The sequence below is a fragment of the Crateriforma spongiae genome (assembly GCF_012290005.1).
In the GTDB taxonomy this organism is placed as follows: Bacteria; Planctomycetota; Planctomycetia; order Pirellulales; family Pirellulaceae; genus Crateriforma; species Crateriforma spongiae.
The window spans coordinates 45922-70435 of the sequence record NZ_JAAXMS010000012.1 but is presented as its reverse complement, the minus strand read 5'-3'; the positions used below and the strand labels follow the sequence as shown (position 1 = coordinate 70435).

General features: G+C 56.8%; 24 protein-coding genes. 13 read left to right on the top strand and 11 right to left on the bottom strand.

Annotated features, from left to right (window positions below):
• Nucleotides 1-21: 21 nt before the first annotated feature.
• Both HFP54_RS23830 and HFP54_RS23825 read right to left on the bottom strand, forming a co-directional pair.
• Complete coding sequence (locus HFP54_RS23830) at nucleotides 22-414, bottom strand: response regulator (protein WP_168567080.1); 393 nt, start codon at nucleotides 412-414, stop codon at nucleotides 22-24.
• A 46-nt stretch (nucleotides 415-460) separates the two neighbouring features.
• A complete protein-coding gene (locus HFP54_RS23825) occupies nucleotides 461-2437 on the bottom strand; it encodes an AI-2E family transporter (RefSeq protein WP_168567079.1) in 1977 nt (658 codons plus the stop codon).
• A 377-nt stretch (nucleotides 2438-2814) separates the two neighbouring features.
• Here HFP54_RS23825 and HFP54_RS23820 point away from each other — a divergent pair, with 377 nt between their 5' ends.
• From HFP54_RS23820 to ppk2, 4 genes are all read left to right on the top strand, one after another.
• A complete protein-coding gene (locus HFP54_RS23820) occupies nucleotides 2815-3153 on the top strand; it encodes a cupin domain-containing protein (RefSeq protein ID WP_168567078.1) in 339 nt (112 codons plus the stop codon).
• A 278-nt stretch (nucleotides 3154-3431) separates the two neighbouring features.
• Nucleotides 3432-4637: a Na/Pi symporter gene (locus HFP54_RS23815; protein ID WP_168567077.1), complete on the top strand. Its 1206-nt coding sequence runs from the start codon at nucleotides 3432-3434 to the stop codon at nucleotides 4635-4637.
• A gap of 9 nt (nucleotides 4638-4646) precedes the next feature.
• Nucleotides 4647-4871 carry a hypothetical protein gene (locus tag HFP54_RS23810; RefSeq protein ID WP_146414858.1) on the top strand — a complete coding sequence of 75 codons (225 nt, stop codon included), beginning with the start codon at nucleotides 4647-4649 and terminating at the stop codon, nucleotides 4869-4871.
• A 41-nt stretch (nucleotides 4872-4912) separates the two neighbouring features.
• Nucleotides 4913-5812, top strand: a complete 900-nt coding sequence (gene ppk2, locus HFP54_RS23805; RefSeq protein WP_146416126.1) for a polyphosphate kinase 2 — start codon at nucleotides 4913-4915, stop codon at nucleotides 5810-5812.
• Between the two features lie 42 nt (nucleotides 5813-5854).
• Here ppk2 and HFP54_RS23800 read toward each other — a convergent pair whose 3' ends face one another.
• From HFP54_RS23800 to HFP54_RS23790, 4 genes are all read right to left on the bottom strand, one after another.
• Nucleotides 5855-6346 (bottom strand): YaiI/YqxD family protein, encoded by a 492-nt coding sequence (locus tag HFP54_RS23800; RefSeq protein ID WP_168567076.1) that lies wholly within the window; start codon nucleotides 6344-6346, stop codon nucleotides 5855-5857.
• Nucleotides 6343-6486 (bottom strand): DUF1254 domain-containing protein, encoded by a 144-nt coding sequence (locus HFP54_RS23795; RefSeq protein WP_146414856.1) that lies wholly within the window; start codon nucleotides 6484-6486, stop codon nucleotides 6343-6345. Before HFP54_RS23795 ends, HFP54_RS23800 begins: the two co-directional genes overlap by 4 nt.
• A gap of 198 nt (nucleotides 6487-6684) precedes the next feature.
• Complete coding sequence (locus tag HFP54_RS26045; protein ID WP_261342641.1) at nucleotides 6685-6810, bottom strand: hypothetical protein; 126 nt, start codon at nucleotides 6808-6810, stop codon at nucleotides 6685-6687.
• A gap of 188 nt (nucleotides 6811-6998) precedes the next feature.
• Nucleotides 6999-8495, bottom strand: coding sequence for a hypothetical protein (locus tag HFP54_RS23790; RefSeq protein WP_168567075.1), 1497 nt, complete (start codon nucleotides 8493-8495; stop codon nucleotides 6999-7001).
• Between the two features lie 279 nt (nucleotides 8496-8774).
• Between HFP54_RS23790 and HFP54_RS23785 the strand changes: the two genes are divergently transcribed.
• Nucleotides 8775-9098: a hypothetical protein gene (locus HFP54_RS23785; RefSeq protein WP_197137896.1), complete on the top strand. Its 324-nt coding sequence runs from the start codon at nucleotides 8775-8777 to the stop codon at nucleotides 9096-9098.
• A gap of 85 nt (nucleotides 9099-9183) precedes the next feature.
• Here HFP54_RS23785 and HFP54_RS23780 read toward each other — a convergent pair whose 3' ends face one another.
• Nucleotides 9184-9375 (bottom strand): hypothetical protein, encoded by a 192-nt coding sequence (locus HFP54_RS23780; RefSeq protein WP_145295324.1) that lies wholly within the window; start codon nucleotides 9373-9375, stop codon nucleotides 9184-9186.
• Nucleotides 9376-9743: 368 nt separating this feature from the next.
• Between HFP54_RS23780 and HFP54_RS23775 the strand changes: the two genes are divergently transcribed.
• Together HFP54_RS23775 and HFP54_RS23770 are read left to right on the top strand one after the other, a co-directional pair.
• Entirely contained in the window at nucleotides 9744-10127 is a 384-nt protein-coding gene (locus HFP54_RS23775) for a DUF6122 family protein (RefSeq protein ID WP_145295327.1), read from the top strand.
• Between the two features lie 184 nt (nucleotides 10128-10311).
• The gene (locus HFP54_RS23770; RefSeq protein ID WP_168567074.1) at nucleotides 10312-11637 is read left to right on the top strand and encodes a Trx7/PDZ domain-containing (seleno)protein; all 1326 of its coding nucleotides are present in this window, start codon (nucleotides 10312-10314) and stop codon (nucleotides 11635-11637) included.
• A gap of 7 nt (nucleotides 11638-11644) precedes the next feature.
• Here HFP54_RS23770 and HFP54_RS23765 read toward each other — a convergent pair whose 3' ends face one another.
• Both HFP54_RS23765 and HFP54_RS23760 read right to left on the bottom strand, forming a co-directional pair.
• Nucleotides 11645-12919 (bottom strand): BamB-related PQQ repeat family beta-propellar protein, encoded by a 1275-nt coding sequence (locus tag HFP54_RS23765; protein ID WP_146414852.1) that lies wholly within the window; start codon nucleotides 12917-12919, stop codon nucleotides 11645-11647.
• Between the two features lie 245 nt (nucleotides 12920-13164).
• Nucleotides 13165-14031, bottom strand: coding sequence for a helix-turn-helix domain-containing protein (locus tag HFP54_RS23760; RefSeq protein WP_145295335.1), 867 nt, complete (start codon nucleotides 14029-14031; stop codon nucleotides 13165-13167).
• Between the two features lie 581 nt (nucleotides 14032-14612).
• Here HFP54_RS23760 and HFP54_RS23755 point away from each other — a divergent pair.
• The 3 genes from HFP54_RS23755 (at nucleotide 14613) to HFP54_RS23745 (ending at nucleotide 19869) form a co-directional block, all read left to right on the top strand.
• Entirely contained in the window at nucleotides 14613-15896 is a 1284-nt protein-coding gene (locus HFP54_RS23755) for an L-rhamnose isomerase (protein WP_168567073.1), read from the top strand.
• A gap of 87 nt (nucleotides 15897-15983) precedes the next feature.
• The gene (locus HFP54_RS23750; RefSeq protein WP_168567072.1) at nucleotides 15984-17966 is read left to right on the top strand and encodes a sulfatase; all 1983 of its coding nucleotides are present in this window, start codon (nucleotides 15984-15986) and stop codon (nucleotides 17964-17966) included.
• A 289-nt stretch (nucleotides 17967-18255) separates the two neighbouring features.
• Entirely contained in the window at nucleotides 18256-19869 is a 1614-nt protein-coding gene (locus HFP54_RS23745; protein WP_206036383.1) for an arylsulfatase, read from the top strand.
• 90 nt (nucleotides 19870-19959) lie between these two features.
• Here HFP54_RS23745 and HFP54_RS23740 read toward each other — a convergent pair whose 3' ends face one another.
• On the bottom strand, nucleotides 19960-20580 hold the full coding sequence (locus HFP54_RS23740; protein WP_168567070.1) for a Tll0287-like domain-containing protein: 621 nt from the start codon (nucleotides 20578-20580) through the stop codon (nucleotides 19960-19962).
• The gene (locus tag HFP54_RS23735; protein WP_168567069.1) at nucleotides 20577-22061 is read right to left on the bottom strand and encodes a sulfatase family protein; all 1485 of its coding nucleotides are present in this window, start codon (nucleotides 22059-22061) and stop codon (nucleotides 20577-20579) included. The genes HFP54_RS23740 and HFP54_RS23735 overlap by 4 nt, the downstream gene beginning before the upstream one ends.
• Nucleotides 22062-22405: 344 nt before the next feature.
• Between HFP54_RS23735 and HFP54_RS23730 the strand changes: the two genes are divergently transcribed.
• The 3 genes from HFP54_RS23730 to arsB all read left to right on the top strand — a co-directional run bounded on the left by HFP54_RS23730 (nucleotide 22406) and on the right by arsB (nucleotide 24512).
• Nucleotides 22406-22726, top strand: a complete 321-nt coding sequence (locus HFP54_RS23730) for an ArsR/SmtB family transcription factor (RefSeq protein ID WP_146414845.1) — start codon at nucleotides 22406-22408, stop codon at nucleotides 22724-22726.
• A 66-nt stretch (nucleotides 22727-22792) separates the two neighbouring features.
• Nucleotides 22793-23272, top strand: a complete 480-nt coding sequence (locus HFP54_RS23725) for an arsenate reductase ArsC (RefSeq protein WP_168567068.1) — start codon at nucleotides 22793-22795, stop codon at nucleotides 23270-23272.
• 4 nt (nucleotides 23273-23276) lie between these two features.
• Complete coding sequence (arsB, locus tag HFP54_RS23720; protein ID WP_146414844.1) at nucleotides 23277-24512, top strand: ACR3 family arsenite efflux transporter; 1236 nt, start codon at nucleotides 23277-23279, stop codon at nucleotides 24510-24512.
• Nucleotides 24513-24514: the final 2 nt, after the last annotated feature.

Genomic DNA, 24514 nt, shown 5'->3' with positions numbered 1-24514 from the left:
AATCAAATCAGGGGCAAGGCGTCAGGATGACGGATCCAAGCCGCTAGTCGTCTGTCCGATCAGGTGTTCGATCTGTTGAAACAGTCGATCGAAGTCCACGGGCTTGGGATGAAAATCATCACACCCCGCGGCTTTGGCGCGTGCGGCATCGCCTGGCAAGGCGTACGCCGTCAGCGCAATCACCGGGGTTTGCTGGTTCGGGGCAGCGGCGCGGATTTGCATCGTGGCTTCGATGCCATCAAGTTCGGGCATATTGATGTCCATCAAGATCAGCGCCGGGGCCGACTGGGCCGCCGCCAGCACTCCTTCGACGCCGTTGCCAGCGGTAACCACGGAAAAGCCATGCTTCTCCATACGGCGGGCGATCATATCACGGATGTCATCGTGATCTTCCACAATCAAAATGGTGGGCATGGTGATTCGTAGGCAGTGCCCACGGCTCCTGTCAGGGATGGTGCATTCATGGGGACGTTTCGGCCGCAGCGACCGACGACATGTGGCAGGCCGGCCGTGCGTGTCGCCTTAGAAGGCTTTCCATTTTGTTCTGTGTCTGGGTGAAAGTCGTTGTCATGTAAGTCGCGCCCGCTTTTCGTAGCCCGACGAACAGCCGATCGTAATTCTTGAATCGTCCCAGAGCCGACACAATGATTGGACCGGTGTAGCCTTCATCACGGATCGCCTGGCAAAGGTAACGCGTTTGTGGGAAGCCGCCTTTGGGAAGCAATGCGATCACCACCAAGGGCGGATCATGATCCTTGATGGTGCGTCCGGCGTCGTCTGGCATGACGTCGTCATCAATGACATTCAAGTGGTACGTTCCGCCGCCGCCGATCCGCAAAAGATTCAACACCAAAGTTTCGCTGAAATGATGCGACGTGCAGCCGATCATTGTGGGAAGCCCCGGTGCGTCGTCCAATGACGCGTCGACTTCATCTGCTGGATCGCCTGTCATGGTTTTGCAATCGGCGATCAAGCCGCCTGCGAGTGCGAACAAACGATTCGCATCCGCCTCGTTTAAATGATCGGCATCGTGGTCCAGGCGAATGCGCTTCAATGCCGGCACGATGACATCGTCGCACGTGGCGGGGAAACCCTGGGATTCGATGCGTTCACGCAACAGTTCACTGGCGCGTAGTTCATCGCCGGCCAACAGACGCTGATAAAACCTCATTCCAGGTTTGATTTGAACGTCTTCACCCAACAGCGTCGTCAAAATACGAAAGCTTGGCACGTACCGGCCGGCGACCACCAAACAGACCGTCAAGGGCGTGGACAGCAACAGTCCGACGGGGCCCCACAACCAGCCCCAGAACACTGCGGCCGTGATCACGGCGATGGCGGAAATCCCCGTACTGCTGCCGTACAACCATGGTTCGACGATGTTGTTGCAGATCAGTTCCATCGTGGCGATCAGCACGACCACGGTCAGAAAAACGCTGTAGCCTGGGAACACCGCTAACGCGATGGCCGATGGAAATATCGCGGCGGCCGTGGGGCCAATATAGGGAATGTAGCGCAAGAAGATGGCAAGGACGCCCCACAATACTGCGTTTGGAAAACCATCGTCCGTCATCAACGCGCCGATCAAAGACAGCCCGACTGCTAGCAGGATTCCATAGACCACGTTGATCATGGTTTGCGCGATCAAGTAGCGGCTGATTCGTTCGCCCGCTTCATTCATCGCTTCGGTGGTGGTCACATAGTCGCCGTGGCTGACCACCGCGATGATTCGGTCTCGTAAGTCATCACGGTAAATCAATAGGAACAATGCAAACACGCTGACCAGTCCCGCGGTTGCCAAGGGCCCCAGAACGGTGCCCGCGGTCGTCGCCCAGGACGCCAGGGGCGCGTTTGGTTGAACGGTTTTGACATACAGCGGCCGCTTCAAGGACGAACCATCGTTGTCCGGCTTTTCTTGGGTCAAGGGTTCCGGCAACAGGCGATCGGTCCACTTTTGAATCAGAGTCGGCGACGACGCTGCTTCCGCGCTCGGATCTTCTGCGTCGTCGGCTTCGGATTCGCCCGGTTCCAGTTCGGTGCCCTCTTCGATCGCCTCGCTGACGTCTTCCGCCAATTCATCCAGCGACCCGCCCACACCACCGGTCAGGCCGGCAACGCCACGAGCCTTGTCGATCAATTCATGGCGGTATTCCGGCAGTTGACCGACCAAGGTGGTCAGTTCGCGACCGAGTAAACTGAAAAGCCCCGCCAAGAACAGAAATGCCAGGGCGGCTGTTGCAACGACCGCCGCGACATTGGGAACGCCCCAACGATGCAGGCGGTCGACGATAGGGCTGAGCAGGAACGAAAGCAGCAACCCAAGGGCGAGCGGAATGAAGACTTCGCGAGCAAAAAACAAAGCTGCCACGGCGACCACGACGCCTAGCAACTGAGCGACTGCGGCGATGGTCGCAAGGTCCGATTTCGCTTTTGCCATGCGTGGGCTTTGGCCGTGTAAGGGGGGCGTGCGGAACGGTCTGAAGATGACCGAGGCATCCTCTGATTCGCAAACCTTGTGCCGTTGGCACTGCTGCACGCTGACCGAACAGTGTTTCGGCCGATCTTGTTGAACCCGTCGGCCCACGCGATTGAGCACGCGCTGGAAAGAAAAATCACCGACTTGCCAAGCCCTTGCCGAGCCCACGACCATTCAGCGAAACGCATGATGTTGTGGAGGTCACGTCACTGGCCGAAGCGTTTTCTTTGGGATCGTCAATAGGGTCCGGCTTTTGCAACATCGTTAACGCGAAGACGTGGTGGCCTGAACGCACCAACACAATCAAGACGATCCTTTGAAAGTGAAAGCAAACGCTGATGGATATTCCTCAAGTCACTCCCACTGAAACTGCACCGTCCGGTGATATGGGCCAAGACTATTTGGCGACGGGCAAACAAGTCGCGATGCGACGCTGGGAAGCATCGCCCTGCGGTTGGGCGGACATGCGGACGCGAAAGTACGAAACCGTCGGCTATGTGATCCAGGGCCGGTTGGAGATCGATCTGGATGGCGAAACCGCCACGCTGCACCGTGGCGATTCGTGGATGGTGCCTGAAGGAGCCCCACACCGCTATCGAATACTGGAAAAACTGGTGGCCATTGAAGCGACCAGTCCACCGGCGAGGATGGGCAACCGTGATGCAACGAAATCGTAACGGTCGGCGGACCGCCCGCTGGCAAGCGAACACAGAGTTGTGATCGGCCGCGGGGGGGGCAACTCCAGAGCTGTCGCACCCTGTAAGTCGCCCGATTCGTTTTCGCTTTGTTAAGATTCGGCGAATCGGTGGCACGATGTCTAGGCAAACCCGACCCGAATGCTCAGGCTGAGCCTGGCGTGTGGTTAGGTGATGACATCCCTCTGACAGGTGCCGTTTGCGAGGCGTCCCGTGGTCCACCGATCTATCTTTTCGATGCGAATCTATTGAGAAAAATCATGAGCGACGCCACGGCAGCGACGGGCGTAAAAGGCAACGAAATCGTTGGCGAATCGTTGCTGGAACCCGATCCGCAACTGTTGGAAGCCACTTCGTCAAAGTCCAATTTGATCCAGTGGCTGGCCGTGGCGATGTTGGTCTATTTCTTGATCTGTGCCGTCGGTCTGATCGGTTCGGGATTCAAGGCCGCCACCGGCGACGAAGCCAAAGAAATGTTTGCCTTCGCCACCAACCCGTTCGCCGGCTTGGTGGTGGGGACCGTTGCGACCGCGTTGATTCAATCGTCATCGACGGTGACATCGATCATCGTCGGGTTGGTTGCCGGCGGGCTGCCCGTTTCTGTTGCGGTGCCAATGGTGATGGGGGCGAACATCGGAACCTCGATCACTAACACCATTGTTTCGCTGGGGCATGTCCGTGAAAAGAAGGAATTCGCTCGCGCGTTTTCTGCGGCGACGGTACACGACTTTTTCAATTTGCTGTCGGTGGTCATCTTCCTGCCCTTGGAGATGGCGTTCGGATTTCTTGAAAAGATCGGTAGTGCTTTGGCCGGGTTGTTTGTGGTCGAAGACGCGTCGATGGGGAATTTAAATTTTGTTAAAGCCGCGACCAAACCCGTGGTCGGCAATGCGAAGCATTACGCATTGGAATTGGGTGACCAAGTGGGCGGCGTACTGCTGATTGTTGGCGGGGTGGTATTGATTTTTATTACCATCCACTACGTCGGCAAACTGTTGAAGCAATTGATGGTGGGTAAAGCCAAAGAGATCATGCACGCCGCGATCGGCAAAGGACCGATATCGGGAATCGTTTCAGGAACCATCGTCACTGTTTTCGTCCAGTCATCATCCACCACCACATCTTTGATGGTCCCGTTGGCTGGATCAGGAGCCTTTGGTCTCAAACAGATCTATCCGTTCACACTGGGGGCGAACATCGGAACTTGCATCACGGCGTTGCTGGCGGCGACGGCCGTCGATGGCAACGCGAATGCAGCGCTGCAGATCGCATTCATTCACTTGACGTACAACGTTCTGGGCGTGCTGATCATTTACGGAATCCCCCTGCTACGATTCATGCCGGTTCGTGCGGCGGAATGGATGGGGGTGACCGCGGCCGAGAACAAGTTTGTCGCCCTGGCGTATATTTTGGGCGTCTTTTTCATCATTCCGGGGATCTGCCTCGGTGTTTCCAGCATCGTTTAGGAGATCACTGTGACGGATATCAAGAAGATTTCGACGCACAGCATTCGCAGGCTGATCGCCGATACCGAGAAAACATTGGTCGAATTGGAATCCGAACTGGCGCGGCGTGAGAGTCAGGCTCAACAGATTCAAATCGACCATCTGGAAGAACACATGCGCGGTGCCGAACTGTCACTGAATACGATCAAGGAATTCCTTGCGGCGCTGCTGGCCGAATACCGTTCCAAGGACTGATCACCAAGCAAACCGAAGACGGCGACGTGACAAGAATAAAGATGGATGACTATCAACGTATCCGCGAGGAAGTGTTGGATTCGATCGACGAAGAAGTCGAAGCCGAACTGCGTGATCTGCTGCTTGATCAGACCGAGGAGAAACGCAACGACGATGGCAGGCAACCGAAACTGACACGCACCCAGTATTTTCGCCACCTGCTGCGACTGCAGATCGAATTGGTCAAGTTGCAGGAATGGGTGGTTGCCACGAAATCAAAGATTGCGGTCATCTTCGAAGGCCGCGACGCGGCGGGAAAAGGCGGCGTGATCAAACGCATCACCCAGCGGCTGAATCCGCGTGTTTGTCGCGTCGCCGCTCTGCCGGCACCCAATGAGCGCGAAAAGACGCAGTGGTACTTTCAACGCTATGTACCGCATCTTCCCGCCGGCGGCGAAATCGTGCTGTTCGACCGCAGTTGGTACAACCGCGCCGGTGTGGAACGCGTCATGGGATTTTGCACCGAAGAAGAGTATCAGGAGTTTTTTCGGACCGTCCCAGATTTCGAACGGATGATCGTTTCGTCGGGAACCCACTTGTTGAAGTATTGGTTTTCGATCTCCGACGAAGAACAGGCGTTTCGATTTCAGTGCCGCATTGATGACCCGCTGAAGCAGTGGAAGCTGAGTCCGATGGACTTGGAATCACGCCGTCGGTGGGAACAGTACACCGTTGCCAAAGAAATCATGTTGGAGAAAACCAACTTGGAAGGCGCCCCGTGGTGGATCGTGGACGGCAACAACAAGAAGCGAGCCCGTTTGAATTGCATCCACCATCTGTTGCAGCAGATTCCCTATCAGGAAGTCGAACAAGATTCGGTCAAGCTCCCTGAACGGCGACGCAGCGACGACTATCAACGCAATCCGATACCAAAAGAAGTCTTCGTTCCGTCGATCTACTAGACCACCGGAACGCCGAAGGCGATCAGGGAGCGGTTCGCCGCATCACGCTTCACCGGGCGAGTTCTTTAGTCGCCGGGTCAGCACTCGGTCCAATTGATTGGCGAACGCCTGGACGTCCTTCGGCTTCAACGGTTTGGGCCCTTCGGTATCCACGCCGGCCGAACGAAGTTGTTCCATGAGGTCACGTGTCGCAAGGCGGCTGTGAATCGTTTTCTCGTCGTATTTGTCGCCGCGACTTCCGACGACCAGCCCGCCTTTCTGAACGACGCGTGCCGCCAAGGGAATGTCGTCTGCGATCACGATGTCCCCATCGTTGACCATCTTGACGATCGCATGATCGGCTTGGTCCGCACCGCTGCTGACCACAACGCGACGAACCCACGGCGAATCCGGCACCCCGATCGGCTCGTTTGCAACGACAATGGCTTCGATTTCACGCCGCTTGGCTGTCCGGTAAACGATCTCTTTGATGGCAACCGGGCATGCGTCTGCGTCGACCAAGATTTTCGGTGACGGGTGGTCTTCAGAACTCAATCCAATGTCTCAATCAATCTCGCGTGGAACCGAACGTTTGGTGGTGTTTCCAAAACCATGGGCTCATCATCCATTTCCATCCACGTTGCCATGTAAACCGATACGGTGTTGGGGGTCAGCAACAGCGCTTTGGAATCCATCAGATCTTCGAACAGCTAGGCCGTTGTGTTGGGCGGCCCAAATTTCCGCAGTCCCTGTTCCATCGCATACATGGACGAAATCTGGATCGACGAAAGGTGCGCGTGTTGGGCGCGTTGCAGCGCTAAGTTGTTGTAGACCATTTGGGTTGTTCCGTCGCCAGGGACGCCGTCAAATGATGTCAGCGTCCCGATACTCGTTTACAACTTGTCGGGGGTCGCAATGCCACTCGGGACTTCGGTGGTCATCTTCATCTTGGGCGGTTCCGCGTGAGCGGTGGCGAGCCATGCGACTATCAGCAGAAGGATCGAAAAACTGGTTCTCATCGGACGTTTCATCGTTGGTGGATTGTGAAAAGAGTGTGCCCTATTGGCAGAGGGTTGGTTCAAGCGGTCGCCATGCCCCATCCAGGACAATCTCGCTGACGCCATAGTCTCGAACCGTGTAATCAAACGGTTGCCCGTTTGGCGGAAGACCATCCATCGCGCTCAGGAATCACGCGGAATGATTGCGGTTAGCCGAACTGAAGCACTCGTTTTGCTAAGTCTGTCGTTCTTTCGCTGTGGCCGTGAAGCAGATACGAACAGCCGGCCAGATAGCGGGCTCGCCACATGGGGGCAATCTGTTGGTAATCCTCCAGTGCCGCAGAACTGAACTTGTAGTCGTGGGCGTCGTTTCCTTTCAGAAAAACCAGCTCGCGTGCCTGTCCGATCAGGCGATGCGTCACTTGTGGTTGCGACGCCAGCTTCAAAACGGATCGGGCGGCTTCGGGCCGATCTTTGCGAACGAGATCAAATACGGAATCCAAATTTGTGCTGTCGTCTTCCGACGGGGCGAGTTGAAGCAGGTCCGTGTCGTTCAGCTTTCCACGGTCTTCGGCCGAACGACGAAAGTGAGGAATGAACGCTGCGTTTTGCAGCAACAGCCATTGCCGCGTGCGGTTGTCTTGCACCGTGCGATACAGGAAACGCATCGCATTGGACGTTGTCACGGCGTGAAGCGGGACGATGGCCGCTTGACGAGAAACCATTTCTGCCGCGGCGACCATGATCCCGTCGTATACGCTGTCGGGATGACAACCCGATTGAATCAGTTGCAGCACAAACTCACTGGCTTGCTCCGGTGAAGCCGTTCGTAACTCCTTGGCAACGGTTGCCGATTCGATCGGTTTTCGCTCGGATGACAACCACCCAGCGGAGAACTGTTCGGCAAGTTTCCAGTTGGATCGCCCGACTCGATCGACTTCCAAATCACTCGTTGCCGGATTCGGATCACCCGTATGATTCAGGATCGCATAACACAGGGAACGCACGACTGGTTCAGCGTGTTGCCAGCCGATGACACCGAGCGTCCGGAAAGCGTTGGCCAGATAAATGGATTTGTGACCAATGCTGCGGTAATCACGGGCGGCGTGTTTGGACAACAGGTTCAGAATCTGGGCGGCTGATGCGGTTCGTGCGACCGCGGTGGCCGCCGCGTCGGCAGCTTCGACATCCCATTGCGTCAACGCATCGTCCAACGACTGAAGGGCCTTTTGCGGATCGGGCAGATTGGATGACGGCGCGGCGGCCATGGTCCAGTCGCCTTCGCGAACGTCGGTTTGTTGGGCACGTTTGAAGTAATCGATGCTCCACAACAGCGGCGTCCAGCGATGTTGGTCGACGGCGGCCAAGGACGCTTGGTGCGCCGAGTAGACGACCAACACGCTGTGGAACTTGAAACCAACCGCCGGACGAGGCTGGACGTTTCGGATCCCGGCCAGGAAAAGTGCGGCAAGGAGTTCTTGATAGCTGCGACCGCTGTGTATTTCGCCGAAAACTCGATCGACGATTTGGCGACGCGGTGTGTCTTCGAGCAGCCGGACCAGTGGTTCAATATCGTTATGAAAGCGAACGTGTTCCGGGGCAACGGCCACTTCGTCGGCGGCCAGCTTGGGTAGCCATGCCAGGCCGGCCATGGATCCCGTGACCGCACCGATCGAATTGCGAACGAATCGTCGTCGGTCTTGCATGGTGATCTCCGTTACCGAAATCGCGTTTTGTGGGGATTGGGCAGGCAATCATTCACTATACGGCCCTCCGAGCGTGCTTTCACGATGCATGTAACGCGGATGCCGGCGTGGCAATGCCCCGACCACGTTGGTGATATGCCCGGCATTCTCCGGGCGTCGGCATCACCCGATGATGTCGTTAACCTGTACGGAGGGTCGTGCGCGTCGATTCGCCGCCCGATGGGGTGCAATGCAAACGCATGACGGCCTCAGGCAGTGTCCACGAATGAGAATCAAACGGTGACCGAAAAAGAAATCGATCAGAAAGCAGCCATCATGATTGTGATCGAACACTTGGGCGATGTTCCCGCGGGAACAAAGTGCTCTGCCGTTTTCTTTGACCGCGAACGGATACGTCGTGAACAAGAGTTTCATGCGCAGCTGTACAGCGAAACCGGTGTGCATGATCCCGAAGTGCGTCGCGCGATGGTGGCGGCGAACGTGGCTGACGAGCCCTATTGGTTGGTCTCGCTGAAATTCAGCGGAGGGGCGTCGGGTGAAATCACTCAGCTGCATCGTGTGGACGCGCGAACGCGAAAGGTTTTGCCCGAACCCGCGTCGTGACATTGGTTGCCTGGTGGCCACCAGCGGTGAAGACGATTGTGAGGACAGGGAAAACGCCAGGTGCGGCCCCGTTTCGTTTGGAAGCCTAGCCGATGTCAGCTTTCTCGTTGCCCTCTTCATCGTAGCGAATGAAGGCAAAGTAGACGAAGCAAACGGGCAGACAAGGCAATAGCAACAGGTAAAACCAAGACGCAAGCAAGGCGAATGAAAAGATGGCGGCCAAGAACGTCAGCCAGACGAACTTGGTGTCACGCCACAAGCCTTTCATTTGTTCCATGGTTCTATTTTCTCGTTGGTTCGGGAATTGCCCTGCCCGGGCGCCGTCATCGGTTCCGTGTTTCCGATGAACTGTTTTGTTTGTGTCCGACGCCGTGCTTGGATCACCGCCCTGTTTCGCGGACCCGTGCAATTCAGGGCCACGGATTTGAAGGCAATGGATTTCAGAGCCACGGGCATGGCGATACGCTGGGATGCTTCGCCAGGACAGGCCCCTATGCCGGAAGCCGGTACCGCCCTTAAGCCGCGTTTCTTGTTGATGCTTCGTCTTGCTGGTCGGCATTTGGACCAATGGCGAAACAGCTTAACGTTCCGCCACACTGCGGCAAACCAGACCCTTCCTGTTCGCCACGCGGCGATTCAAACACGATGCCAGAAATCTTGCGACAGATCGTTCACTATGGAAATCATCTGGTCGTGCCCTTTGGAATTGCGATGTTGTTATTCCCGCGTCATTGGCGGGCCGCTGGTGGCCTGATGGTGGCAACCATCGTGATCGACTTGGATCACCTGTGGGCGGATCCCATTTTCGATCCCCGTCGATGCAGTATCGGATTCCACCCGCTTCACACCGTCTGGGCGGCGATGGTTTACATCGCACTGCTGATGGTGCCGGTATGGAAGATTCAAGCGGTCGGATTCGGGTGCCTTTGGCATTTGTGTACCGATGCCATTGATTGTCGGCTCGGGCATCTGGGAACCGATCCAGATGGCTTGCTCGGATTCGTCTGGCCGTTGGTGGTTGCTTTCTGAACGCGTCATGCGTGCCGGATTCGCTTCGCAAGATTGATGGCATGGGCGGACCCGGGATGCATTACAATCCTCGGCCGGTCGGTTGGTCTGCCAACCCGCTTCGGGGCATGCCGGTGATCGGTTGACCTGACCGCGGATCGTTTGATTCGATCCTTTGACAAGAGAATTCGATAGGAGAGGTAGCATGCCCAAAATTGTTGTTGTGATGATTGCCCTGGCGTTGGTCTCGTTGCCGGCGGTGACCGCCATGGCGAAAGAAGACCGCGAAACCATCGTTCGCAATGACCGTGAACGTGTCTTGGCTGCTGGGTATTGGATCTACAACGATTTGGACGCCGCGGTCCAACAAGCACGGCAAACGGGGCGGCCGATCTTGGTCGTTTTGCGGTGCCTGCCCTGTGAGGAGTGCGTCAAGCTGGACGATGACTTGGTCGAAAGTGATCCGGAAATCAAAGCGTTGCTGGACCAATTCGTTCGTGTCCGGATCGTCGGAACCAACGGTTTGGACTTGAATGTGTTTCAGTATGACACCGATCAGTCGTTTGCCGTCTTCATGATCAATGCAGACAAAACGGTGTATGGCCGGTTTGGAACTCGATCGCACCGTACCGAATGGCTGGGGGATGTTTCGCTGGAAGGGATGGCGGCGGCGCTTCGCGAGGGACTGAAACTGCACGACGCCTATCCGGCCAACCGAGACGCGTTGGCTGGCAAGAGTGGACAACCTTTGGAATTCGAATCACCGGAGAAGTACCCCACCCTGCGCAAGCATCCCGATCGTCTGGACTATGAAGGCGAAGTCGCCAAGAGTTGTATTCATTGCCATCAAATCGGCGAAGCCAGGCGTGAATACTATTGGCAAAACGATCGTCCGATCCCAGAGGAACTGTTGCACCCGTTTCCCCATCCGAAATCCATCGGCTTGATTTTAGATCCCCGGTATCCGGCGCGAATCAAGCAGGTGGTCGATGAATCGGCTGCACAATCCGTCGGTTTTCAAGTGGGAGACGACGTGACCGCGATGAACGGACAGCCGATCGTGTCGATGGCCGACGTCCAGTGGGCATTGAACCAAGTGCCAGGCGATGGCGGTTCCATCGATTTTCAAGTGCGGCGTGATGATCGTGACATCGAATTGTCGTTGGCGTTACCCAAAGGTTGGCGACGGTGGGGCGATCCGGCTTGGCGTGTTTCATCGTGGATGATGCGCCGTATTGCTGGCGGTGGCATGCGTCTGATTCCCAACGACGACGCCGCGGTGACTGATGATGCAAAGCCGATGGCGTTTCGTGTTGCCAATGCCGGAAAGCATGGTGCCCACGGTGCGGCGCATCGAGCGGGAGTGAAGGTTGGCGATATTCTGATCGAATACGATGGGCGAAATGATTTTCGTCGCGAAGCCGACATCTTTAACCACGTCAACGACAACCATCGTCCCGGTGATCGCGTTTCGCTGAAGCTGTTACGCAACGGCCGGACCATCACCACCGAGATTCCGATTCAAAAGTAAGTCCGACCTAGCCGCCATTGCCGATGCAATACAAGTAGTCGTGTTTGGCGTCGTCTTCGAATTTGGCGACGCGGATGTAAACACGTCCGTCGCAAATAACGGGCGTGGCGAAAGTGGTGCCGTTCAACTGGTTTTTAGCAACCAAGTCGAACGCACCCGGATCGGCACGAAAGACGGTCGTTTCGCTGGATTCGTTGGTCGCATAGATCAGATCGCCGACCAGGACTGGCGACGCGGTGAAGGTGCCGCCCAGGCGTGCTTTCCACATCGTTTCACCACTGGCGGCTTCGATGCACATGGCAACTCCCGCGTCGAGCGTCAGGTATAGATAGCCGTCGCGCTGCAGCATCGACGGGACATAGGCCCTTGTGTTGGTTTCCCACACCACTTCGCCGGATCCGTCGGCCGCCACCGCGGCGACGTGATTCTTGGGGTATCCACCGCTGGTGAAAATGTGTTTGCCGTCGGTCGGTGTGGACGTCACGCATTCTGTGGTGGCCCCGTCTGTCTCCCAGAACACTTTCCCCGTTGATGGATTGAGGCTGGTGACCAGGTCACATCCGATCATGATCAACTGGTCTTTGCCGTCCATCGTCAGAATGATCGGCGAAGCGTAGTTCGGTTTCTTCGGGCGATCGCGTCGCCAAACGACCTGGCCGGTCGTTCGGTCCAAGCCGACGATACATCCACCGCTCTTGTTGTCGGCCGATGCGATCACAAGGTCTCGGTAGACGGTCGGCGACGAACCATAGCCCTGGTGGATCTGGTAATCGCACAGCTTGCGCTGCCACAGGATTTGGCCCTTCAAGTCGACCGCGCTGGTATGGACGGCTCGGTCGCTGTAGAAGTTGACGAAAATACGCTCGCCATCGGTTGCCGGTGTCGACGATGCCCAGGATGATTTCTCGTTGGGCTGACGATCGCCGACCCGAAAGAATTCGCCGCGATGGACGGCCGTCTTCCAGTGTTCTTGTCCGGTTTGACGATCCAGACAGATCAGCCACTGTGCCCGCTGCTGTTCATCGGCGGAAATCAAATACATCCGGTCGCCCAACAGGATCGGTGATCCGTGGCCGTGTCCGTCCAGGGGCGTCTTCCAAATCACGCCATCCATTTCGCTCCATGTGGTGGGTGGATCTTGATCCGCCGCGGCATTGCCCTGCCTGGATTCACCACGCCACCACGGCCAGTCCGATTCGGAAAACGTGGGTGTCTGGGCGATGCAATTCACGGCGGAAGCGACAACGCAAACCAGGCTGGCGGCAAAAGTAAGTTGGCGCATAGATATCGCAGGTGGGTTTGAGAGCAATGCGGGGCGGGAACGACGCGGCGGGAACGGCCGTGGCGACAACCAGGCGGCAAAGCGATTGTAGATCACGCCGCGTGCGTTGGTGTTGATCCGGCGATTTCGGCGGCCGTTGGTCTGACGCCCAGGGACTCAGATGCGGGCGATCGAGTGACTGTGGGGCAGGAGAAGCCTGATCCCTAGCAAGCGATGGTGGACTGCCTTGATTCGGATGTATTGTTTCAGGCCTTGAACGGTTTGCGATATTCGCGAGGCGAATGACCGATCATGTTTCGGAACTGGCGGCTGAAATAATTGCTGTCGGAAAACCCGACGTCAAACGCGATGTCCGTGATCGAACGGTGGGTGCTTTTGAGCAAGTGACAGGCTTCGCGCAGACGTCGCTGGATCAAATAGTTGATCGGTGATGTTCCCATCGCATCTTCGAATGTCCGGATGAAGCTGCGCCGGCTCATGCCCGACATCTGCACCAATTCATCCAAAGTGATCGGCTGGTTGAAGTTGTGTTCGATGTGCGAGATGGATCCTGCCAGCCGATACAGTTGCTTGCTTTCCGGCGATTGGGCGCGGCCGTAACAACGGGCCAGGAAAGTGATCAACTGCAGCATTCGCGTCATCGCCATAACGCCGAAGCCTGGACCGCGACTTTGCAATTCCTTGTCAATTTCATCCACGATCTGCAACGCTTCTGCCATCTCCGCTGCATTTAGTTGTAACCGGCTGGTGAATTGGTGACGCTTTCGCCACGCCGGTTCCAGATTGAACAGCGCGTGGTAGCCGGGCAGTGATTGTAGGTCGCACAGAGACATGGGCAGGTCGTCCGGATCAAACAAGATGTTGATCAGACTCAGTTGGTCCATGTTCAAATAGTCGTGGGGGCGGTCACCGCCGATGACGAAGGTGTCACCGGTGGTCAATTCATAACTGTCTTCGCCGGTGATGTGTCGGCCGTGTCCGCCGGTGATGATGACGATCTCGGAAAACTCGTGGCAATGCAGCCCAAACGGCTCTTGAGGGTCGCGACGCTCCACCACGATGGGAAACCCGTCGGGATGAAACCAGTCCTGTTTCTTCAGGCGGCGAATCATGATGTGGTCACCGGCGGGAAAGGAGGGCGGGAAAAGAAAAGCGGGCAGCGGAGGCAGGCAACTTACCGGGTGTCAGGCCCGATCGTTGGTGCTGTCCGACACGGCCGTCGCCGGCGTTTGGCGGTGGATTTGTCATCACCTGCGACACCGGCGCCAGGCCTTCGGCAACGCAGTTGTTAACACTCGCGTGGCACTATCGTGCTATTGCCTGGCTTGATTGTCAAGGCAAATTTCCCACAGTGGTCTTTACGCTGTGCAGTGACTGCTATCGCGCCGTGGGGCTAAGCAGGCGGACAGGTGTTTTGCGACGAATGGGAATCCCACGCGTAAGTTCTGAAGTTGCTTTTTCTGGCAACCCGACGCGTGAGCGAGGAAAAAATGTTGTTGACATCGCCTCGCTCACGCTTCGGGTTACCAAGAAATCAAGGCCTCGGGTAAAAGCGCAACTTCCCAACGCGTGAGCGAGGACCGCGGTCTTTGCCGATTCGTTACTCGCTTACGCGTCGGCTTACTAAACTTTAGAGAATCTGTCTGCCTACTTAGAAAGCAGCACCGTCGCTTCGCAAACATTGGATTATGGAATGGGCCGTTCTGGCAAGATTGACGCCATGTACGAACTGGCGCGAGAACAATACGCGGCGATCGGAGTGGACACCGATGACGCGATTCGTCGAATCGGGGACGTCGCCATTTCACTGCACTGTTGGCAAGGCGATGATGTCGGCGGGTTCGAGGGCGATCTGCAGTCGCTGGGCAACGGTTTGGCGGTGACCGGAAATCATCCGGGCCGTGCTCGAACGCCGGATGAACTGCGTCAAGATTTGCAGACGGCGTATGCATTGATCCCCGGCAATCATCGTTTGAATCTGCATGCGATGTATGGGGAATTTGACACGCCCGTTGATCGCGATGCCATCGACGTGCAGCATTTCCAAGGGTGGATTCAGTGGGCCGTTGACCAAGGCGTCCCATTGGATTTCAACCCCAGTTTCTTTTCGCATCCCAATGCCGCCGATGGGTTCACCCTGGCACACAGCGATCCGGGCATTCGTCAATTCTGGATCGATCATGGGATCGCGTGTCGCAAGATCGCCGCGGCGATGGGAGCGGCCCAGGGTTCACCTTGTGTCGACAATTTCTGGGTTCCTGACGGATTCAAGGATACGCCGGCGGATCGAAAGACGCCGCGTGAACGCTTGGCGGCTTCCTTGGACGAGATTTTTAGCGGTTCATTGCCGCCGACGCACACCATCGATGCAGTGGAATGCAAGTTGTTCGGTATCGGCAGTGAAAGCTGTGTGGTGGGATCGCACGAGTTTTACTTGGGTTATGCGATATCGCGAAACCAGATGCTTTGTCTGGATGCCGGTCACTTTCATCCGACCGAAGTCATTTCCGACAAGATTTCTTCGGTGCTGATGTACGTGCCTGAATTGTTGTTACATGTCAGCCGCGGTGTGCGTTGGGACAGCGATCACGTGGTGACCTTCACGGACGAACTCCAAGCAATCATGCAAGAAATCGTGCGTGGCGGATTTTTGGATCGCGTTCACATCGGTCTGGATTTCTTCGACGCCAGTATCAATCGCGTGGCCGCTTGGACCATCGGTACACGCAACGCTTTGAAGGCTTTGCTGGCGGCTTTGCTGGAACCCACCGAACAGTTGCAGCAGTTGGAGCGCGAGGGCGACTTCACCGCGAGGTTGGCGTTGATGGAGGAGCAGAAGATGATGCCGCTGGGGGCGGTTTGGGACCACTACTGTCAGGTTTCCGATGTTCCCGCCGGTCGACAGTGGTTGGACGTGGTGCGGCAGTATGAACAGGACGTGCTGAAACTTCGCTCGGACGCGTCGGTGCCTGCATAGCGCCATCGGCGGCGGGGTTTGAATTTCTTTTGATGGGGCCGAAGGCGACGAAAGCGTTCGGGACCTTTTGATTAGGCAGGTGATGTCATGAAAGTGTGTCGGATGTCTCGGGCGGTGGTCAGTGTTGCCGTTTTCGGCTGGATCGTTTTGGCAATGTGTTGCATTGCGGGAACATCCTTGGCGGACGAACTCGGGACGCCAAACAAACGTCTGCCCAACATCGTTTTCATCTTGGCCGACGATTTGGGATGGAGCGACACAACGCTTTTCGACACCAGCGATTTCTATCGCACGCCCAACGTCCAGCGTTTGGCACGTCGCGGAATGACGTTTGATCGGGCGTACGCTGCCAGCCCGCTGTGTTCACCCACACGTGCGAGCATCTTGACCGGATTGTCGCCCGCCCGTCACGGCATCACGTCGCCGAACTGTCATACGCCGACGGTGCGTTTGCAAGCCGCCGTGAAGCAAAATGCGGCCGCCCACCAGTTTTCCGTTCAACCGGATCCAGTGACGCGTTTGGATCCGAAACACATCACGATCGCCGAAACACTGCGGGCGGCAGGCTACGCGACCGGGCATTTCGGAAAGTGGCACCTGGGGGCCGAACCGTATTCGCCGCTGCAACATGGGTTCGATATCGATGTGCCGCATTGGCATGGCCCGGGACCGGCGGGAAGTTACGTCGCGCCGTGGAAGTTCCCTGACTTTGACCACGACCCGGACGTTCCCGACCAGCACATCGAAGATCGAATGGCCAAGGAAGCCGTGCAATTCATGCGGCAGCATCGCGATCAACCTTTCTTCTTAAACTATTGGATGTTCAGCGTTCATGCACCCTTCGATGCCAAGGCCGCATTGATCGAAAAGTATGCCAAGACGGTGGACCCGACCGACGAGCAGCGTTGTCCCACGTATGCCGCGATGATCGAAAGTATGGACGATGCGATCGGAACCTTGCTGGATGAACTGGATCGTTTGCAGGTCGCCGAGAACACGATCATCGTCTTTGCATCAGACAACGGCGGCAACATGTACAACCTGGTCGATGGGCAACGTCCCACCAGCAATCGACCACTACGCGGCGGTAAGGCGACTGTTTACGAAGGCGGTATTCGGACGCCCGCCATCGTCGTTTGGCCTGGTCAAGTCAAATCGGGAACGACCAGCGACGCGATGATTCAAAGCGTGGACTATTTTCCCACGTTATTGGAAATGCTCGGCATGTCGCCGGCGTCGGATCAATGGTTTGACGGCGTCAGCTTTGTGCCCGCGTTGAAGGGCGGGGCCATCGATCGCGACGGCATCTTTACGTACTTTCCACACAATCCACCCGTGCCAGATTGGCTGCCGCCATCGATTTGCGTTCACCAGGACGATTGGAAGCTGATTCGAATCTTTCATGGCGGCGATGATACCGGTCACCGATACAAACTGTTCAATCTGCGGGACGACATTGGCGAACAACATGACTTGTCCACGATGATGCCGGATCGCGTACGACAGATGGATGCGTTGATCGAACGACACCTTCGCGAAACCGGTGCGGTCGTCCCGCAAGCGAATCCGACTTTTGATCCGAACAAGTATGACATCGCATCCGAAGGGGCTCCGGCGGCAAAGTTTTTGCCGGGTGGCGCGAGTACGAAACGGCGGAAACCGGCGAAGCCTGTTGCGGGGTGGCAGCCCGCCGGCACGTGTGAATTGTCGATTGGTGATGGCAAGTTGTTGGTGCACAGCACCGGCGGTGATCCCTATTTCAGCTATCGATTGCAAACGCCAATCGACGAAACCGCTTTCGTTCTTCAGATGGAAATCTCATCCAACGCGGGCGGTTCCGGGCAAGTATTTTGGCAGACCGAAGGCGGCGGTCCTTTTACGGCCAAGCGGAGCGAAGTCTATTCACCAACGCATGACGGCGATCGGCATTCTTATGCGGTCAAATTCCGCACGCGGGGGCCGCTTTCAGCCGTACGCATTGATCCGGCAACCGACGTCGGCGACATCCAGGTCCACGCGCTGCGGCTAATTACCCAGGACGGACGACTCATTCATCAGTGGTCGTTTTGAGTTTGGAAATGGTGACGGACGCTGCCATCCGGATCCGTTAAAATCGATGCCGCGAAACTGATGGTGCATTGCGACCGTCGGTTGGAAGCGGCTTGGTTTTTAATGACCGTGTTTGATCGATGTCAGGCAAGCCGTCTTGTTTGTCTGCTGTGTTGTGTGTCATTTCCACCAGGACTTTTTAGCGGCAGCGTCTGTTGCTCGCTTGCCTTTGCCCTGATCCCGCCCCGCCTTTGGTCGAGCCCCACCCATGATGATCCGATCCGCTGGTTTGGTCGCCGCGATTGCCTTGATGTGCTTCGGCATGAGTTTGAAAACGTCGGCGGATTCGTCTGCGAAAGCGAACGATCGCCGACCCAACTTTTTGGTCATCATTGCCGACGATCTGGGGTTTTCCGATCCGGGATGCTACGGCGGTGAAATCGAGACACCTAACTTGGATGCCTTGGCGGCCGGCGGCTTGCGTTTCACCCAGTTTTATAACACCGCCCGTTGCTGGCCGACACGATCGGCGTTGATGACGGGCTACTATCCGCAACAGATTCGTCGCGACAGCATGCCGGGGGCGCCCAAAGGCTTTGGTGGACGCGGGGTTCGACCGCAGTGGGCACAGACCATCGGCCAGTACCTGCAAACGGCGGGATATCGAACCTATCATTCCGGCAAGTGGCACATCGACGGCAAGCCGACCGACAGCGGGTTCGATCGGTCCGACGAAGCGACACGAGGCCCGGGATTTTTCGATACCAACAAGCGCGGAGAACGAGATCCCGACTTCTATCGAACGGTTGCCACGGCACAGCATGCAATCGATTGCCTGAAAGAACATTCGGAGAATTTCGCGGGCCGGCCGTTCTTTCAGTATCTGGCGTTTCATGCACCCCATTTTCCGCTACACGCTTTGCCCGAAGACATCCAGCGGTACGAAGGGCGATACGACGATGGTTGGGACCTGCTGAGGAAACAGCGATACCAACGCCAGCGGGCTCTCGGGTTTTCGGTGGGCGATCTTTCCGTGCTGGAACCCGACGTGGGACCACCCTATGCCTTTCCCGATCAAATCGACTTACTGGGCCCGGGAGAAGTCAATCGACCACTGCCGTGGGATGAATTGACGTCGCAGCAACAGCGGTTTCAAGCGATGAAGATGTCCATCCACGCGGCGATGGTCGATCGCATGGATCGCGAAATCGGACGTGTGTTGGATCAATTGCGTGCGATGGATTCGTTTGACAACACGATCATCATGTTTCTTTCGGACAACGGGGCCAGTGCAGAAATGATGGTCCGGGGTGACGGGCACGATCCGGACGCCGCGCCGGGATCCGCCGCCACCTATTTGTGTTTGGGCCCTGGTTTTTCCAGTGCCGCCAACACGCCATTCCGCAGGCACAAGACTTGGGTGCACGAAGGCGGCATCTCCACACCATTGATTGTTCACTGGCCGGCGGGCTTGGATGCACAGAACGAATTTCGGTCGGCCGTCGCGCACGTTATCGATATCGCCCCGACGGTACTGGATCTGGCCGGCGTGCAGCGTCCTGATTTTCCCGGTGCGCCGCCGATGACCGGAAAAAGTTTACGTCCGCTGTTGTCCAACGACGGCGATTCGCTGCACGATGAGGTTTGGTTTTGTCACGAAGCCAATCGCGCCCTGCGACAAGGCGACTGGAAAATCGTCCATTCCGACAAAGGTCGCCCGTTCCCCTATCGAATCGTCGAAGCAGGCGACTCAAACGAATCCAATTGGGCTTTGTACAACTTGGCCAACGACCGCGCCGAACAGAATGACTTGGCAGACACCTATCCCGCCAAGGTCCAAGCGATGAGCGAACGGTGGTATCAGTTGCGAGATCAATTTCTGGCGGATTCGTCGACCGAAATAGCGAACGACGCAAAACCCTAAGCAACTGCAGGCCCGGTTCTGAACGGACCGAAAGAGGACGACGGTGAATCGGCCTCCGGTCCTGCGTTCACGCGACGCGTCTTGCACAGCCTAGGTGGCGGGGACCTCCACCCAGAACATGCCACGCAAGTCACCGGCTTTGAATCCGGTGGCCTGGTCGTCGGGGTAGCGTTTGGCAAGTTCCGGTTTGACGCTGTCCAGCATGTCATCCGGGCCGCCATGGCACATCAAGCACTTCACATCCAGGCGAATCGGGAAGGTGACGCCTAACCGACCGTCCTCCAAGGCGACGGTTTGGGGCAGATCGACCTTTTCATCCACGAACGGCTGGACCCAATCACGGGGCGCGTTGTTCGGATTGCGAAGCTTCCAAGAAGTGCGGCCGATTTCAACGCCGTGTTCGTCGGCGACGGTTTGTGCGATCTTCGGGGCATCTTCACTGCAAACGCGAATGGCAGCGACCGGTCCCTCGGTTTGCATGACTTCCATCAGTCGGCCGGACAGCGTTTGAAACAAGTCGTCTTTTGCGGCGACCGCGGCGGCGAAACGCTCGTCTCGCATCGACGGCATTTTCTCGGCTGTCTCCGGTGCATCCGTTGGTGCTATCTGCGAGGTTGGTTCCGGGGCCTCGTTCTCGCGTTGGCAACCGACGAAGCCGAACAAGCAGGCCAGTCCGGCGAACGTGAAGGTGGACCATCGTGTCAGGTTCATCGTGGGGCCTTTTCAGTTTCTCGTTTGGGGGTTGGGCGGTTCGGACGCCGCTTGGGTTTCGTTGGCGATCGCAGTTTGCCGTCGATGTAGTAGTCAAAATAGATATCGGCTTGTCGGCTCATCGCCTCCGACGGAACGGTTCCGATACCCGGCGGCTTTAAACTTTGGGACCAATCGGTCAACAGGGTGCGTAAATGCTGAACTTGATCTGGGTACCGGCCGGTCAGATCGGTTGTTTCCGATGCGTCCGATTCCAGGTCGAACAGAAATTCACGATCATTGCTGCGGATGTATTTCCACTTGCCCTGACGTATCGCACTTTGGCTAAGCCAACGCCAATACAATGCGTCATGCGGTGCCTCGTCTGATTCGCCCATCAGGAACGGCAGCAGGTTCACGCCGTCGATGGTGTCGTCGATCGTCAGCCCCGCTGCGGCCAACGCCGTGGCCATGGCATCCAACGAGATCACCGCCTGGGAATAGACTTGACCGCCGGGAATGGTTCCGGGCCAACATCCGACAAACGGCGTGCGGATGCCGCCTTCGGTCAGCATTCCCTTTTCACCGTTCATGGGATCGTTCAACGATCCGTCCCATCCCGGTCCACCGCCCGGCGTATCCGCTTTGTGGATCTTCAGCGGCGCACCGTTGTCACTGATCAGAAAGATCAGCGTGTTTTCACGCAGACCGTTGGATTCCAGTGTCGCCATGATCCGACCGACGCCGTCGTCGACCGCCGAAAGCATGGCTAGTGCCTGTCGTCGTCGCTGTGGCATGTCGCCCGGGAATCGGTCCAGGTATTTCTTGGGCGCATCCAGCGGTACATGTGGAGCACGATACGCCAAGTAAAAGAAAAACGGATCCGACTTGTACCGTTCGATGAAACTACAGGCAAAATCGGAGATCAAGTCCAGGTGATAACCGCCACCTTTTTGCGTCGCCGGCGGGATGTCTTGGCCTTGTAAGTTCATGTTCCAGAACCCTTGCGCATTGCTGTTCTTGAAGAACACATGATCAAAGCCGTGGGAGGTGATCGCTTGCGGTGCCCCCAAGTGCCACTTGCCCGCCATACCCGTGGCATAACCGGCCGCCTGCAGTCGTTCGGGAATGGTTTGCACCCGCGCGAAGTTGGCCATGATCTTTGCATCACGGGCCTGAGGGTTGGATTCCAATCCGAATCGGTTCTGGTACTGGCCCGTGATCAACCCACCGCGCGACGGCACGCACTGGGGCGCAGTGACGTAGCCGTCGGTGAAACGCACACCGGACTGGGCCAAGCGATCGATGTTCGGCGTGCGAATGTCGGACACAACGCCCTGGCAACCCAAGTCCGAGTATCCATGGTCGTCGGTAAAGATGATGATGACGTTGGGGCGTCGTCGATCGTCGGGCTGATCGGACCAACATTCACCAGACGCAGCGGTCACTGCGATCCAGATCAGCAAGGCGATCGTTCCCCAATGGTTGGTTGGTCTGCACATACGGTTGATGCCAAATGGGGCCGTGGTCGAGCACGCGGAAGTCGTGATGGACGCGATTGCCGGTGCGGTGGATCGAAGGCGGGGAACGGAAGAACGCAGTGTATCCGAATCGCTCGTGTCGCATTCCCTGTCGTCCGGCGGTCGGCGGGTTCGAAATGTCGCAGGTGCATCCCGCGGAGTACCGATTCGAATGGATGGAAGGCCTGCAAATTTTTTGTGGCGTTGTGATTGCGAACCCAGGTGTCCAATCGATGGTGGATCAATAGCGGTGGATTAAATCTGGGAAATCGGGCTCACCGGAGTTGACCTGCAATGCCGATGCATGCAATTATGGCGATATGGCCATGAAGCGAAAAACTCGAAAGCAATACGAAGCGCGGGCAAAGATCGCCAAGGCGCTTGCCCATCCCAGTCGATTACTGATTCTGGATCTGCTTCAGGAGCGGGAGCGATGCGTGGGCGAATTGACCGAAGCGGTGGAGGCTGACCAGTCGACGGTGTCCAAGCATTTGGCCGTGCTGCGTGACGTGGGTTTGGTGGAAGTCCGCAAGGAAGGGGCATCCAGTTATTACCGCGTCGCCTGCGATTGCCTGGGAGGCTTTTTTGCGTGCATGGAATCGGTGCTGCGGTCGGACATCCGCGACCGTCAGTCGACTTTGAAGTAGCATTTTTTTTGTCGTTAGTCATGGCGATATTGCCATGTCGCCAAATGAGAATTGAGGGGGGCGACGATGAAACGAACAACCGTGTTGTTCCTGTGTACGGGCAACTCTGCACGCAGCCAGATGGCCGAAGGGTTTCTTCGCGAATTGGCGGGTGACCGTTTCGACGCACAAAGTGCCGGGCTCGCACCGGTCGGATTGAACCCTTTGGCCGTTCAAGTCATGGCAGAAGTGGGCGTCGACATTTCGTCCCAGGAATCCAAATCATTGAAGGGTTTTTTGCGCAAGAACGAGGCGCAGTACGTGATCTTCGTTTGCGACAAGGCGGAAAAGTCTTGCCCCGAAATTTGGCCCTTCGCCACGGCAACGATGTGTTGGCCGTTCCCCGATCCCGCCGCCGTTCAGGGCGACGCCGAAGATTCTCTAGAGGCGTTTCGCCGAGTCCGTGATCAAGTCCGCGCATCGATCGAGTCTTGGTTGGCAACCGACCCGGAATCGTCCGCCACTGCCGCACACAAATCCAAAACGACGACCTGTGAAGAAGATTGAAAAGATGAAAAGTGATTGTCCGACTGACCAGCCCCAACGTGGCATGGGAGTCTTTGAACGATATTTGACCGTTTGGGTCGGGCTGTGCATCGTCGCCGGTGTGCTGTTAGGAAAGTGGATGCCCGGGTTGGCTCAAACGCTGGACGGAATGTCGATCATGGTGGACGGGGCACCGGTGGTGTCGATACCAATTGCGCTGTGTTTGTTTTTCATGATGTATCCCATCATGGTGAAGATCGACTTCGCCGAGATCGTGCGTGCCGGGAAAGCGGCCAAGCCCGTCGCGCTGACCCTGCTGATCAACTGGGCCATCAAGCCGTTCACGATGTACGCGATTGCATCATTCTTTCTGGGCACTGTTTTGATTGGAGTGATCGGTCCGGAAGCGGTCGATTTGGTGAAGCCACCTATGGGAGTTGATTTGGAGGTGGGGGCGACTTATGGCGCCGGCCAAGCGGTTCTGGTGGATGGCGTGAAGATGCTGGAAGTACCACTGTGGCGCAGCTATCTAGCCGGATGCATTCTGCTGGGGATCGCACCTTGTACCGCGATGGTTTTGGTGTGGGGGTACCTGTCCGGCGGAAACGACGGTCACACGTTGGTGATGGTGGCCGTTAATTCGCTGGCAATGCTGTTGCTGTACGGACTGCTAGGCGGACTGTTGTTGGGCGTAGGGCAATTGCCCGTTCCCTGGCAAGCCTTGTTGCTGTCCATCGGGATTTATGTTGCGTTGCCGTTGATTGCCGGATTTTTGTCGCGACGCTGGATCATCAGTGCGATGGGGGAAGTCTGGTTTCGCGAAAAGTTTTTGCATTGGCTCAGTCCAGTGACAATCGCTGCGTTGTTGGTCACGCTGGTTTTGTTGTTCTCACTGAAGGGAGAGATCATCATGGCCAATCCGTTGACGATTGTTTGGATCGCGATCCCCCTGTTCATTCAAACCGTGTTGATCTTTGCAATCGGCTATGCCCTGTCCAAGTGGCTGGGGCTGACGTACGAAAACGCAGCGCCGACCGCGATGATTGGTGCATCGAATCACTTCGAAGTCGCGATCGCCACCGCCGTCATGCTGTACGGCCTTTCTTCCGGTGCCGCGCTGGCGACGGTGGTCGGTGTGTTGATCGAAGTTCCATTGATGTTGATGTTGGTTAGGTTCTGTGTTTCGACGCGACACTGGTTTGACCAAGACCTTGCCGCGGTGCGTTCGGAGACAGAGCCGCAATTGAAGTTGGACACTTGATC